This window comes from Actinospongiicola halichondriae (assembly GCF_049103745.1).
Taxonomy (GTDB): domain Bacteria; phylum Actinomycetota; class Acidimicrobiia; order Acidimicrobiales; family Salinilacustritrichaceae; genus Salinilacustrithrix; species Salinilacustrithrix halichondriae.
On sequence record NZ_CP171622.1, the window covers coordinates 1591757 to 1606385 of the forward strand.

Annotated in this window: 7 protein-coding genes; 2 read left to right on the forward strand and 5 right to left on the reverse strand. The window is 70.6% G+C overall.

All coding sequences use genetic code 11. The features are described from left to right. Positions 1-14: 14 nt before the first annotated feature. Genes AB8619_RS07835 through AB8619_RS07845 form a run of 3 tightly spaced genes read right to left on the reverse strand, consistent with a single transcriptional unit; the run spans position 15 to position 9663 of the window. Positions 15-4331, reverse strand: coding sequence for an alpha-(1->3)-arabinofuranosyltransferase domain-containing protein (locus tag AB8619_RS07835; protein ID WP_436795904.1), 4317 nt, complete (start codon positions 4329-4331; stop codon positions 15-17). Beyond that, positions 4331-8536: an alpha-(1->3)-arabinofuranosyltransferase domain-containing protein gene (locus AB8619_RS07840; protein WP_436795905.1), complete on the reverse strand. Its 4206-nt coding sequence runs from the start codon at positions 8534-8536 to the stop codon at positions 4331-4333. Before AB8619_RS07840 ends, AB8619_RS07835 begins: the two co-directional genes overlap by 1 nt. Beyond that, a complete protein-coding gene (locus AB8619_RS07845) occupies positions 8533-9663 on the reverse strand; it encodes a glycosyltransferase family 4 protein (RefSeq protein WP_436795906.1) in 1131 nt (376 codons plus the stop codon). Before AB8619_RS07845 ends, AB8619_RS07840 begins: the two co-directional genes overlap by 4 nt. A gap of 125 nt (positions 9664-9788) precedes the next feature. Here AB8619_RS07845 and AB8619_RS07850 point away from each other — a divergent pair, with 125 nt between their 5' ends. After that, positions 9789-11330, forward strand: a complete 1542-nt coding sequence (locus AB8619_RS07850) for a glycosyltransferase (RefSeq protein ID WP_436795907.1) — start codon at positions 9789-9791, stop codon at positions 11328-11330. On the opposite strand, the gene AB8619_RS07855 is transcribed toward AB8619_RS07850, so the two are convergent. Both AB8619_RS07855 and AB8619_RS07860 read right to left on the reverse strand, forming a co-directional pair. After that, positions 11281-12006 (reverse strand): polyprenol monophosphomannose synthase, encoded by a 726-nt coding sequence (locus tag AB8619_RS07855; protein WP_436795908.1) that lies wholly within the window; start codon positions 12004-12006, stop codon positions 11281-11283. The genes AB8619_RS07850 and AB8619_RS07855 overlap by 50 nt on opposite strands. 34 nt (positions 12007-12040) lie before the next feature. Beyond that, positions 12041-13672 carry a hypothetical protein gene (locus AB8619_RS07860; RefSeq protein ID WP_436795909.1) on the reverse strand — a complete coding sequence of 544 codons (1632 nt, stop codon included), beginning with the start codon at positions 13670-13672 and terminating at the stop codon, positions 12041-12043. A gap of 54 nt (positions 13673-13726) precedes the next feature. On the opposite strand from AB8619_RS07860, the gene AB8619_RS07865 reads away from it, so the two are divergent. Further along, positions 13727-14620, forward strand: coding sequence for a decaprenyl-phosphate phosphoribosyltransferase (locus tag AB8619_RS07865; protein ID WP_436795910.1), 894 nt, complete (start codon positions 13727-13729; stop codon positions 14618-14620). Positions 14621-14629: the final 9 nt, after the last annotated feature.

Sequence of the window (14629 nt, forward strand, 5' to 3'; positions counted from 1 at the left end):
CTGACCGATGCCGCTCATCGGAAGTCGCTACGCCGCGACCACACCCGATCGATCGCCACGTCGACGGCGAGCAGCACCACGGCCGTGAGCGCGACGGTGTGCAGGCCGCCGGTCTGCACGGGCCAATCGGGCCCGGGTGCGGTGTCGTTCCGCAACTGGAATGCCAGGAGGTAGAGCCCGCAGAGTGCGAGCAACGCGGCGGGCAGCGCGGTGAACGCCCCGCGCCATCCCTCACGACGTGTCGCGAACCCGGCGAGGAGTCCGACGAACAGACCGATCAGGGGGTCGGTGGCCAGCGTGGCGCCGATCGCGGAACCGACACCCAGGGCCATGGCGTCGCGACGGGTCGGGAGGCCTCCCTCCCAGGTCAGGGCACGGATGCGACGCAGCGGTTCCTGCAGCGGAATCGGCACGGGCCCGCCGGGCGAGGGCGTGCCGATCGCGAGCCCGAGTGCGACCAGGATGCCGACCACCGAGAGCAGCAGGCCGATCTCCACCCGGTTCTGCGGCACGAATCGCATCGTGACGTCGAGCGTGTCGGAGTCGGGTGTGACGAGGAAGCCGTTGGCGAATCCGTCGACGAGCTGCGTCGAGCGGTGCTCGGGTGCGCCCTCGATGATCTCCCAGCCGGGTTCGAAGCTCTGGCCGAGCACCAACCAGAAGGGCGTCCCGGCCTCGGCGCCCGTGATGCGCACCTCGACGGTGGCGTCGTCGCCGCCGACCACCTCGACCGCCGGAGCCGACGAGCCGTCGTCGGTGAGGAGCGGACCGTCGTTCCCGCACGCGTCTCCGCCGGCATCGGAACACCAGACGAGCTGGTCGATGTCGAACCCGGTCGTACGCCCGTCGGTCGAGTCGAAGAGGCGGTCACCACCGAGAAGGACGATCGGGTCGTCGGCGCAGGAGCGGAGGTCGAGACCGCCGCCCCGGAGGGCCTCCGCTCGGTCGCCGGTGATCCGGACGGGAACGCCGATCCCGTCCAGCGTGACGAGGTCGTCTCGACAGCCCGAATCGATCGCCACCGCGCGCTCGCCGACCGACCAGCCGTCGATCGACACCGTCGGAACCGCGATCGGGAGCGTCCGACGCTCCCCACCGGCGGTGCCCGGGGTTCTCCGTTGTTCGCCCCCGGCGAACGTGAGCTGGATCTCCGCGCCTGCGGTGGCCTCGGGTCCTTCGACGACGGCAGTGCGGAGGCCGCCGGATCCCGGTCCGAACCGGGCCCGTGCCACCTCGACTCCGTCGACATCGACGACGACCACTCCCGGAACGGAGTGCTGGTCGTCGTCGACCACGACGACCTCGATGGTCCCCACCGGCCGGCTCGCCGGCGCGGTGACGGTGATCCTGTGCGGCGAGTCGACGTCGAAGGCGGACGTCCAGCGGGTGTCGGCATCGTCGTCGAGGACGTTGGAGGGGAGATGGTCGAGCCCACCGGCGATCGTCGAGGTGGCGGTGACGAGCGGCATCGTGTCGGTCGGTGTGCGTCCGGTGATGTCGTCGAGGAGGACCGGCGGGGCCATGGGCGAGAGCCGGGCCGTGCCCGTGAGCCGATAGGTCCGCGCGGTCGGGAGGTCGACGACACGGGAGAGTGCGGTCTCCTCGTCGCCGCGCGACAGGTCGGTCGCCGCCGAGCGCTCACGGGTCTGCACGAGCGCCAGCGGATAGCGCAGGGTGCGGAAGCCTCCAGCGTCGAGCAGGTCCTGAGGCATGCGGAGGTACTCCTGCGTGGGCGGCACACCCATCCCGACCTCTGCGAAGCCGACACCATCGGCGCCGGCGTCCGCCGACGGGCCTTCCGTGACCCCGAGGATCTCGATCGACAGGACCTCGAACGCACGCTGATCGATCTCGATCTCCTGGCCCGGCTCAGTGACCGATGACGGGCCGAGCTCGACACGGATGGGCGATCCGCCGTCGAAGCGCACTTCGACCTCCGTGATCCTGCGACCAGCGGCACCGGAGTCCGCTTGGAGCAGGGTGATCTGGTCGGTCTCGACCGCGGTGTCGGACGACAGTTCGATCCGCTCGCCGCGAGGGTCGCCGTCCGTCCCCACGACCCATGCCGTCGTCGGATCACCGTCGACGGCACGGACGGGGCGATGTTCCGGCACGAATCCGCCGGTCCCGCCGTACGACGTGGCGCGGGCAGCGACGCCGACGTGCTCGGCGACTGTGCGGATCCCCGGTCGGTCGCCGAACAGTGGAAGCCGGTGATCCGTCGGGTCGGCGCGGAGGAGGCCACCATCGGCTTGTTCGGTGTAGCCGACGTCGTGGCGCAGCGATGTCCATCGTTCGGCCCGGGCGCGGTTCGAGTCGGTCACGATCAGGGCGCGTCGGTCGACGAGTCCGTTGCGCACGAAGTCCTGGTCGGCCGTGACATCGGCGCTGTAGCGGATCAGTTCGTCACCGTCGATGAGGCCGGCAGCGGCGGCGTCGACGATGCCGGTGCCGTCGCCGCTGAGATGGACGAGCCGGTCGGCACGGTGGGTGTGGACGATGGGGATGGCATCCTCGACCGGGAACGCCGCCACCGCCGGAGGGTCGGCTCGGTCGAACTCCTGGATCAGGTGTTCCTCGTCGACGATCGGCGCCCCGTCGGCAGGAGCGTTGGTGGTCCGAGGCCCGAAGGAGGTCGGGGCGGCGAGGCCACCGGCGCTGGTGACGAACTCCCACACCGATCGGGGTCGCCGGATGTCGTAGCGCTCGTACTGCAGGTCGTTGCGGGTGACGATGTCGCCCACGTTCATCAGGCGAGCGACCACGGCCAGCGCGTCTGCGTCGAGCGTCTCGTCCTGGAGCCGGCGGTCGAGCGCAGCGACCAGGTCGGCGGCGGCCGCCGTGCCCTCCGGAGTCCGTGACCGGTCCACGGTCGGGCGGTCCATGAGCCCTGGTGTGATCGAGTCCGTCGCCACGCCCCACCGATACGCGGCCGTGTCGATCCCGGGGATCTCGAGCACGCGGGTGCCGTCGTCACGAGCATCCAGATACGCGGCGGCCGACTCCCAGTAGTCGGGCACATCCTCTGGTCGATCACGTTCTGTCGGCACGAATCCCCCGAGCCACAGGGGAGGCAGCGCCGAGACCGCGAGAACCATGGCCACCACCATGACGAATCGACCTCGCCGGTGGGACTCCTCCCTCGATGCGCCGACGAGGGCGCCGACGCCCACGGCGATCCCCAACAGGATCAGCGGCGTCGCGCTGGTCGGCGTACGGATGGCGAAGCCGAGGTCGGTCTTTGCGGCGCCCTTCACGATCCGGCCGAACGGCGACGGGTCGCCCCAGGGGTGCGCTCCGACGGAGACGACGACGCCGGTCGCGAGCATCACGATCGCGAACACCCGATGACGCCAACGGGCGACGCCGAGGCCGAGCAGACCGAGGACGACGAGTCCGTAGGTGAGCGCGATCAGCCAGAGGTGCTGGGTGTAGTCGACACTCGCAGCATCGAACGGGCCGAGGCGGTCGGCGGCATGGAAGTACCAGGCGCCCAGCCCCCGGAGGACCTCTGACGCCGTGGATGTCGAGGCGACGACCTCCGCAGACTCCCGGTACGGCTGGAGCGGCAGCCCGTTGGTGGCCTGGACCGACATGCCGAGGATCCACCAGAGGTTCACGGTCAGTGTCGCGAACCCGAGTTTGGCGGCGGTCCACGTGGCCGCCGACCGCGTCACGTCGGGCGACCGGCGCAGCGAGTAGAGGATCCAGCCGGCGGGAGCGATCCCGACGAGGAGAAGCGCGCCGGCATCGCTCGATCCGATCGTCGCGACCACGAGCGCGAACAGGGCAGCGTGGCGCCACCCGGGCGTCCGGAGCGCACGGATGGTCAGCGCGAGCAGCCAGGGCAGCCCGGCGAACGAGAGCAGCGCCACCGAGTTCCGCGTGGCGAGGGTGATCACGTAGGGCGACAGCGCGTAGACGAACGCGGCGGCGGCACCGGCTTCGGGACGCCATCGCCAGGTGCGGGCGAGGAATGCCATGCCGGCGCCGGCGGCGAAGAGGATGGTCGCGATCCAGAGACGCTGGGCGATCCAGTCGGGGATCCCGGACTGCTCGGCGAGCCAGAAGAAGGGGCCGGACGGCCAGAGGTCACCGATCTGGTTGCGGGGGACGGTCCCGAGTCCGACGTGCGGGTCCCACAGGCTGACGGCGCGCCGCAACAGACGGCCCGGGTCGATGAGCAGCGCCGTGTCGGCGTCGGCCACCACTCGGCCGGGCGCGGTCGCGAGGAGGGGGGCGAACACGACGACCGCCAGGGCGAGGAGTGACACGACCGTCACACGGTCGCTCTTCGGCCGCCGCGCGGCTCCGGCGCGGATGGTGCCCATCACGACGGTTCGTCCCGACCGTCGGCGGCGGCGAGCAGGGCGAGGAGCACGACGCCGGAGAGAGCGGCGAGGTGGGCGGCCCCGAAGTGCTGTGGCCAGTTGAAGCCGGCCTCATGACGGTCCCGCACCTCGAAGAACACGACCTGCATCCCCGCTGCGGCCACGAGTGCGACCGGAAGCCAACGTCCGGCCTGCGGCCAGCGTCCGGCAGCGAAGACGGCCGCAGCGATCGGCAGCGCGGCGAAGGGGTGGATGAGGAGCGCGGCGACGGTGGCCGACACGAGCAGGACGAGCGCGGTGGGTCGTCGCGCTGGCGGACGCCCCATCACCGGCTCGGCAAACGGCACGGCGGTGCGCCGCCTCCCTGGTGCGAGCACCACGAGGGCGAGGCAGGCGAGCACTCCCGCCAGACTCACCAGGAGCGCGAGGTCGGCGCCTCGTTGCGGCGTCCATCGGATGCTCGCCTCCAGAGGACCTGGTCCGTCCGGTTGCACGTACCAACCGGCGGCGAAGCCGTCGACCGGTCGCGGGCCGTCGACCGTCGCACCTTCGACGGTCAACTCCCACCCGTCGTTGTTGCTCTGGTCGAGGACGAGCCAGAACGGAGAACCGTCGGATTCCACCGTCGCCGATGCCGAGTCCACGTCGGCGGCGCGCATGGTGACGAGCGGTGTCTCGCCCGGTTCGGCCAACGTGAACCCAGGGCTGCGGAGCACGAGTCGGTCGAGGTCGAGTCCGGTCTGGGTCCCCGCTGCGGCCTTGATGGTGTGCCGCCCCTCGCCGAGATCCAGCGGACCGCCGCACGAGGTGACGGACATCCCGTCACGATCGAGTGCATCGCCGGCGTCGCCGGCGATCCGGACCGACACCGGTCGTCCGTCGATCTCCACGAGGTCGTCACGGCACCCGCTGTCGAACCTCTCGACAGGCGGTGCGCTGCCGATCCCGATCGCGTCGATCTCCGCGAGGCCGACCGGCAGGCCGACGGGGTCGCCGGTGTACCAGTCGGGGGTGGTCCGGACATCGGCGTCGGCGATGGTGATCCTGATGCGATCACCCTGCACCGGCGTGGGGAGCACGACGTCGATGGTCTCGACCGCTCCGGGCACGTCGCTGGACTCGACCGGGGGCAGGTCGACGGTGACCGGGCCGCCGTCGCCCGTGATCTCGAGACGCGTGGGGATGCTGTGTCGCCCGTCGGCGAGCACCGCGAGGCGCAGGTCGTTGATCGCCTTCGTGCCGTCGGCCGGCACGTCGATCCACTGACCCACGATGCCGACGAAGGGCGTCTGCCACGCTGTCTCCGGGTCACCGTCGACCGCAGCGCTGGCGCGTGACCGGAGGTCGCCGGGGAGGAACTCGCTCGACGTGGCCGGGTCCGGATCGCCCAGCAGGCGGTCGACCAGCGCATCGCCGGCGCGCGCGGAGAGACGTGCGGTTCCCTCGAGTCCGAACGTCACCGTGTCCGGGAGGTCGAACGCTCGGACCATCGTCGGCTCCGGGTCGCTTCGCACCGGCTCCGCTGGGTCGGAGCGGTGCCGGGTCACCACGATCGCGAGCGGTGCGGAAGCGACTCGGGATCCGAGTGCGTCGAGCACGCCGTGGGGAAGGACCACCGTCTCCTCGACCGAGACGGCGGGGATCTCGATCTCGGCGAAACCGGCAGGACCACCGTCGGGGGCCACCTCGCGGATCTCGACGGTGAGCCGCGTGAACGACTTCCCGTCGAGTTCCACCCGGACGCCCGCGGGGTCCCGCGCGGTGTCCTCGTCGACCTTCACGTCGAAGTGTCGGGACCCGTCCAGGGTGACCCGGGCCTCCAGGACGGCCCGTGTTCCCGGGCGACGTTGCGGTGGCACGAGCACGACATGGTCGGCCGAGCTCGCCTCGTCGAGATCGATCCCGATCCGATGGGGAGCGCGGTACTGGAACGTGTCCACGCGCCATGCCGTCGCGGGGTCGCCGTCGAAGGCGTTCGACGGTCGTTCCTCGGGGACGAGTGTCTGGGGCGAGCCGTACGCCGTGGCCCAGACGCGACGGGCGCCGGTCCAGTCGACGACCGTCTGTGCCTCGGTCGGTTGGTCGGCCACCACGGCGAGGCGCTCGTCGGAGGGATCGTCGAGCACCGCAACGTGATCCGCCGGTTCGGTGGCGCCGACGTTCTCGCGGAGGGCGTACCACCGCTCGCCGCGCTTGCGGTTGGTGTCGGTCACGACGAACGCGGTGCCGACGGGCGCGAGGCGGTCGAACTCCTCGTCGAAGGCGACGTCGGCTCCGAGGAGGAGCGGCCCGGCGAGGTCGTCGAGGAGACCGGCTGCCGCCGCGTGGACGATTCCCTCGCCGTCTCCGTCGAGGACCAGTGCCCCGCCGACCGGGGCAGACGAGATGGGGGAGCGCCCGCCGTCGGGGACGTCGAACACCGCGACCTGCGGAGGTTGTTCGGCCGGTTGCTCGAGTCCGAGTTCGATCTCGTCGATCATCGGGCGTCGCGGGTTGGCGTCGTTGGACTCGCGAGGTCCGAAGACCGCGTCGAGGTCGAGCCCGGAGGCCGGATCGGTGACCAGCGACCAGAGTCGCTCGGGTCGGATGGTCCGATAGCGCTCGTACTCGAGGTCGTTGCGGACGAGCACCTCCGACGCTCCGAAGAGCCGGGCCACGACCGCGAGCGTGCCGGGTTCTGCCCATCCCTCCTGGAACGAACGATCGAGTGCACCCAACAAGGTGACGCCGGCCGATCCGCCGGCCGGGACGAGCTCGCGTGCCAGCACCGAGCGATCGGTCAGCCCGACCGACACGGGGTCGAGGGTGTGACCCCAGCGGTAACTGGCGAAGTCGATGCCCGGGATCTCCAAGACCCGGCCGGACCCCTGGTCGAGATGCTCACCGACGTCGAGCCACGCCTGAGGGAGCTCCTCGTCTCGGTGGAACCGTTCGGCGATGAGTCCGCTGCGCCACTGCGCCGGGATGGCGAGGGCGACGAGTCCGACGAGGACCACGGCGGCTGCGGTTCCGGTCACGGATCGCCGACGGCCGAGCGCGTGGAGTCCGCCCACGGCGAGACCGGCGAGTCCGAGCGCAACCAACGGTCCGGCCCGCTGGGTGTTGCGCAGGCTGAGGACGAGGTCGGACTGCTGCGACAGGGACTCGAAGGTCGCGCCGACGGGGGAGCGCGTCGGTTCCGGGAACGCACCGACCGCCAGCACGGTGCCCAGTCCGACGAGGACGGCGAAGTACGCCCGTGGCGTCCATCGGACGAGCGCTCCGAGCGCCAGCGCCGCGATCGGCACAGCGAAGGAGAACGTGAGGAGAACACCGCTCTCCATGTACGACGGTGCGAGACCGCGCAGCCACGACCCCTCGGAGTCGGCGCCGTAGAAGAACCAGTAGCCGAGCCCACGGATCACCTCGGCCGCCGACGTGGTGTACGACGTGGTCTGGACCTGCTCGGTGACGCCGAGGATCGGCAGCCCGTAGGCGCCGCCGATCGCGTAGGCGACGAGCCACCACAACTGCGTCACGAGGGTGAGTCCGCCCGCCCGTGCGAGCGTCGCGACCCCCTCGCGCGGCGTCGCATGGCCGAACGACCAGACGGCGAACGGCACCCAGAGAGTGGCCGCCAGGACGACGAAGAACACCGAACTTCCGTTCAGCGATGCGCAGGTGGTCACCACCAGGGCGAAGACCGCAGGCCAACGCCACCCACCGCTCTCGACCGCGCGGGCCATGGCCCAGACGAGCCATCCCAACGCGGCGTACGGCAACAGCAGTCCGGACTGCCCCGTGATCTGCCCGAGCACGAAGGGGCTCAGGCCGTACAGCGCCGCGCCGGCGAGTTGTGCGGGGTGGCGCGTCGAGAGGTGACGGAAGAGGACGAGCGCCCCGAGCGCCGCGACCAGTTGGATACCGCCGACCCACAGTCGTTGGGCAGCCCACGACGGGATCCCGGCCTGGTCGGTGAGCCAGTAGAAGGGCCCCATCGGCCAGAGGTAGCCGATGGCCTGATGGGTGACGGCGCCGCCGCCGACACGGGCGTCCCACAGCGTCCGGGACCGGTCGAGGAGATCGCCGGGATCGAGGTACAGGTACTGCTTGGTGTCCGCGTTGAGCCGGCCGCGCCCCCCGAGGAGCTGCGGCACGACGGTGAGCACGGTCAGGATCGCGATGTCGAACACCCACCGGAGGCGGGAGGTCGACTGCCGGGTCATCGGCGACGTTCCGCTTCGTCGCACAGCGCTCCGAGAAGGGTCGCCGATGCTTCGTCCCAGTGGAAGTGCTCCGCGTGGGCGAGCGCTCCCGCTCCCAGCGACGCACGGAGTGCCTCGTCGGTGAGCACGTCGACGAGGCGGTCGGCCAGTTCGGCGGTGGACCCAGCGAGCAGGCCGCTGCGTCCCTCGTCGACCGCGTCGACGTGGCCGGGGATACGCGTCGCGACGGTGGGGGTGCCGCACGCGGCAGCCTCGGTCAGGGTCAGCCCGAATCCCTCGCGTCGGGACGCGCTGGCCACCACCCATGCGCTGCGATACCACTGCACGAGCTCGTCGTCGGTGACGCGACCAGCCCAGTGGATCCACTCGGCGCCGGCCTCTCGGGCGACGGTCTGGAGGCGGTCGCGGTGGGGTCCGTCGCCGACGATGGTCGCCTGTGTCTCCGGAACGGCCTCCTTGACGGCGACAAGGGCACCGATGAGTTCGTCCACGCCCTTCTGCGGCATCAGCCGTGCCACGGCGACGATCAGCGGCTTCGGGTGACGGGAGCCACCAGGCGTGAAGTGCTCGGCGATCCCGTGGGGAGCGATGGTGATGCGGTCGGGATCGGCGCGGTAGTGGGTCACGATCTCGTCGCGTGCCGATGCTGCCGCGGTGACGAGCGTGCGCTTCCGGTACACGGCCGGAACGGCGAACCGCTCGATCAGATGGCCGACGCGTCCGGGCCACCCGGGGAGCAAGGCGTCCCAGGTCCCGAGGTGCACGTGGTGCACGAGGCCGACCTGTGGAGTCCGCGACCAGAGGGGTGCGAAGAACGGCACACCGTGGAAGATCTCGACGATCCCGTCGGCGGGACCGAGGCGGCCGAATCGCTCGTCGAGCACCGACGTGATGAAGACGCCCACGCGTCCGCCCCGTCGGACGACGCGGAAGCCGTTGCGTTCGATGCGCGCTGCCGCTCCCGGGACCCGGCCGGTGTGGAGGGTCACGTCGCGTCCAGCGAGCGCCAGATGGGTGCACACCTGGGTCGCGTGCTCCTCGCTCCCACCGGATTCGGGGTCGTCGCGATCGCGGAAGGCGAAGACGTGGATCCGTCGCATCCCCACGCTGTCGGCCCGGGCCGCCATGCGCTCATGGACCGATCGTTCGGTCAGGTCAGGGTGATCGGAGTCCAATGGTTCGCGGGATCCCTCGGAGTCCGGGCCTCGCGCCCTTTGCGGGTCCCGTTGGGGCTCCGTACTCTATGCCGCGCGTGCCCGCCGGACCCACCATCCCCGCTCGGTCGCTCGTGATCCCGATGTTCGACGAGGGAAGCCGGATCGGCGCCACAGTGCGCACGCTCGAGGCTTCGGGCATCGTCGACGAGAACGTCGAGATCCTGCTCGTCGACGACGGCAGCAGCGACGGGACTCCCGAGGTCGCCGAGGCGGCGCTGGCCTCCGCCGGCTTCGTCCACTGGCAGGTCCTGCGGCAACCGGAGAACCGAGGGAAGGGCGCGGCGGTCCGGGCCGGGATGCTCGCGGCGCAAGGGCGGAGCAGGGTCTTCGTCGACGCCGACCTCTGCGTCGATCCCGCCGACATCTCGCGGTGCTTCGACCAACTCGAGGACCAGGGATCCGACGTCGTGTACGGGACCCGCGCCCACCCGGGCAGCGAACTGCATCGGAACCAGCCGGTCCATCGGGTGTTGTCAGGTCGGACGTTCAACCTGTTGTTGCGTTCGTTGGGACTGACGTCCGAGCGCGACACCCAGTGCGGGCTCAAGGGTTTCAGCGGGACGGCGGCGACCGAGATCTTCTCGCGGCTCACGACCGAGCGGTTCGCCTTCGACGTCGAGGTGCTGGCGCGGGCCGGGAGGAGCGGCCTCCAGGTCACGCCGCTTCCGGTGCAGTGGTCCCACGTCGAGGCGAGCAGGGTCCGGCCCGTGCGCGACGGCATCGACATGGCGCGGGCCGCTGTACGGATCCGTCGCCAGCTCGACCGGGAGGCGGGCGGGAGCGGTGTGGGCGGTGCGGGACCGATGGAAGCGGACGCGATCACGGCCATGGCCACGGTGGAACGAACGCACTGGTGGTTCCGTGCCAAGCGGAACCTCGTCCTCGCCGAGCTCGATCGTCACGATGCGGTGGGGACGGTCGTCGACGTCGGCGCCGGGACCGGGGGACTGCTGGACGCGTTGTGGGCAGCGGGCCGCCCGGCCGTCGGCGTGGAGCTCGATGAGGAGGCGCTCCGACTGAGCACCCGGTTCGAGCCGCGTCCGATCCTGGCGCAGGCCGTCGCCGAGGCCATCCCCATCGCCGGTGGCGCGACGGGTGCCGTCACCTCGCTCGACGTGATCGAACATCTCGATGACGACGTCGCCGGGTTCCGCGAGCTGGCACGTGTCGCGGGCCCCGGCGGCCTCGTGATCGTGGCCGTGCCCGCCTATCAGTGGGCGTGGAGCGATCACGACGTCCGCCTCGGCCATCGCCGCCGCTACACACGGCGGCCGCTCGCCGAGGCCGCACGCGCCGCTGGGATCGACGTCGAGCGGTGCACGCACTTCCACAGTTGGTTGGCGCCGGTCGCCTTCCTCGTGCGACGAACACCACTCCGCCGGCTGGTCGATGGCGACAAGGCCGAAGAGGCAAGCTTCGTCTCGCCCTTCGTCAACCGCGTGATCAGCGGGGTCGTCGCAGCAGAGCGTCGACTCCTAGGAATCGTCGACCTACCGGTCGGATTGTCGATCCTCTTGGTCGGACGGGTCAGCGACGACCGCGACGCAGCACTCGATCGCGGAGACCCCACCACGTGACGAGGATCAGTTCCTCGACCGCGACCGTGAGCGACATCTTCGAGTAGCCGCGGACACGGTCGGTGAAGCTGATCGGCACCTCGGTCAGCGTGAACCCGGTCCGCGAGACCCGGTAGGCCGTCTCGATCTGGAAGCCGTAGCCCTTGGCTCGGGTGGAGAAGACATCGATCTCGGCGAGGACGCCGGCGCGGTAGGCACGGAAGCCCGACGTGGTGTCGCTGACCGACATGCCGAGCACGGCGCAGGCGTACCAGTTGCCCCAACGCGACATCTGGCGGCGGTGCCAAGGCCAATGGGGGATCGATCCGCCGGGAACGTAGCGGGAGCCGATGACGGCATCGGCGCCGGCGTCGATCGCGGCCAGCAGGTCGGGCACGGCCGTCGGATCGTGCGACAGGTCGGCGTCCATCTGCATCAGGATCTCGTAGCCACGGTCGATGCCGATCCGGAATCCGTGGCGGTAGGCGTTCCCGAGTCCGTCCTTCTGTGCTCGGACCTCGACGTCGATCTGTCCGAGCTCGGCAGCGGCGGCCTTGGCGAGGTCGGCCGTGCCGTCGGGGCTGTTGTCGTCCACCACGAGGATGTCGACATCGGGGACGGCCGCACGGAGCTGGGTGAGTACGTCGGCGATGTTCACCGCCTCGTCGTAGGTGGGCAGGACCACCAGGGTTCGCACGGCGGGTGACCCTAGCGCCGGGATCGCTCGTTGCTCAGCACCGTTCGTAGAGTTCGTAGAGGCCCCGACCGAAGAGTCCTTCACCGTACGACGCCACGAGGCAGAAGTTCTCTGCCAGGACCTGGTTGGGCTCGTCGGACCCGAACTCGAGCGACTCGTTCGGTTCGTTCCAATCGTCCCGGATCGACGACAGGACCACGATGTCGGACGCCGCGAGTTCGTCGGCCATCTCGGAGTCGGGGGCGTTCGCAACGCCAGGATCCATCTCGATGTACCGGGTCGCCGGCACCAGATCGGGGAGGAGGTAGTAGAGGAACGCCTCGCTGTAGGGCGTCTGGCGGAGGTCGCCGGGTCCGACGAAGAGCCGGTCGCCCGGCTCGGCGATCTCGTCGACCCTTCGCACGAGGGCGTTCACCGAGTCGACGGCGTCGGGTCGGGCGTAGCGGAACTCCCGGCCGTCGTGCTCCATCACCCCGGCGGCTCGGCGGTGGCCGAACGTCTGGCCGACGGAGTCGGCGTACGAGCGCCAGGTGAAGTCGGGGAGGAAGACCAGGGTGACGAGGATCGGCACCGCGAGGGCGGCAAGAGATCGGACCACGGAGACCTGTGGCACCCGACCCGACCAGTGCCGACGGAGCTCGACGAGTGCGGCAGGAAGGACGGCGAAGGTCACGCAGCTGACCCACGCGAGGTGGGTGGAGTCGGCGCGCTGCAGCGCCTGCGGGAGCAGGCCGGCGCTGAAGGCAGCGATGGCGAGCAGCCGACGGTCGCCGCGGCGCAGGCAGACGACGCCCATCCAGACGAGGAGCACCGTGGCGGCGAGGATCCCGGCCAGCCAGAGGTTGAGCTGGACCGGACCGCGGGGAGACCAGAACGGCCACGGCGGCTCGTCCAGCAACCCGGCGCGCTGGAGGAAACCGTCGAAGTCGTCCCACGACGGGGGGAGCGGGAGTCGTCGTCCGCCGCGCAGGTCGAACACCGGCTCGATGACCATGCCGTGGACGACGTTGCCGACGCCTGCCGTGGCGAGGTGCACGAGGTACGGCGACACGCCGACGACGGCCCACGCCACGAGACGTTTGCGTCCCGGCACGTCGAGACCGGCGAGGATCACGAGTGCGGCGAGGCCGACGGCGAGCACGAGGTCGAGGCGATAGAGCAGTGCCGCACCTGCGAGCAGGCCAGCCGAGGCCGCCAGACGCCGCTGCCGGCGGGAACCGGGTTCGGCCTCGAGCATCTGCACCCCGGCGTTCACGAACCACAGTCCGAGCGCGACGCCGCCGATCCATGCGAGCGCGCTGAGTCCACTGGGCGTGATCACGATCAGTGCAGCGATCGCCCCGCCGCCGCCGGCGACCCATGGCCCCCAGGGACGGAGGAGCGCGTACACGCCGAAGGCGACCCCGAGGTGCTGGAGGAAGCCGACGACCCGCTGCACACCCAGCGAGACACCGAAGACCCAGTAGACGGCAGCGAGCACCCACAGGCTCCCGGGCCCGTAGAGGTGGAGGAAGTCGCGGTTGGGGAGCGAGCCGTCGAGGACCAGTTCGGGGAAGACGAGCATGAAGCCCTCTTCCATGGGCGGACCGGCGGCCAGCCACAGCCCCCACAGGGGGAGAAGGCACACGACGGAGATCACGAGAGGCGGCAGGATCCGGTTCGTCATGGCGGCCAGCACGATAACCCGAGCCGCTCGTTGCGCAGTCGTTAGCATCGCCCGGTGCGTGTCCCTCCCGCGGTGCGGCTGCTCCGTCCTCGCCAGTGGATCAAGAACCTCCTCGTGTTCGCGGCGCCGGCTGCCGCCGGCGTGCTCGACCAGGGCGAATACCTCGGCCCGACCGTGCTGTTGTTCGTGGCGTTCTGTCTCGCAGCGAGCGGGACGTACTGCATCAACGACGCCGCCGACGTCGAGGCCGACCGGACGCATCCGCGCAAGCGTGAACGGCCGGTCGCCGCCGGCGAGATGAGCCCACGAGCCGCGGTGCTACAGGGGCTGGGACTGCTCGTGGCGAGCCTGGGCGTGGCGGCGGTCGCGGGCGGCTGGGCAACGACCGGGATCGTCGGTCTGTACCTCGCCCTCACCACGAGCTACACGCTCTGGCTGAAACACCAGGCGGTCATCGACATCGTCGCGGTCGCGTCGGGATTCGTGGTCCGCGCCGTGGCGGGCATCGTCGGCACCGATCTTCCGCTCTCGGACTGGTACCTCATCGTCGCCTGGTTCGGGTCGCTGTTCCTCGTCGCCTCGAAACGCACCACCGAACTCAACCTCGGTGCGTCCGCAGGCGAGCACCGCAAGGCACTCGATGCGTATACGGAGTCGTTCCTGCTGCTGGTGCGCTCGGTGTCGGCCGGTATCACGCTCCTCGCCTACTGCCTGTGGGCGTTCGAGCGGGCCGATCTGGGCGACGGCGGATTCCCGTGGTTCCAGTTGTCGATCCTCCCGTTCACCACTGCGATCCTCCGCTATGCGCTCGTCCACTCGACCGAGGAACACGCTGGTCCGGAGGACATCGTCCTCGGCGATCGCACCCTCCTGGTCATCGGTGCGGCGTGGGCCGTGACCATGGCCTTCGGCGTCTACGTCGCGGGCACGCCACCGGTGTCTGGATAGAGTCGCCGC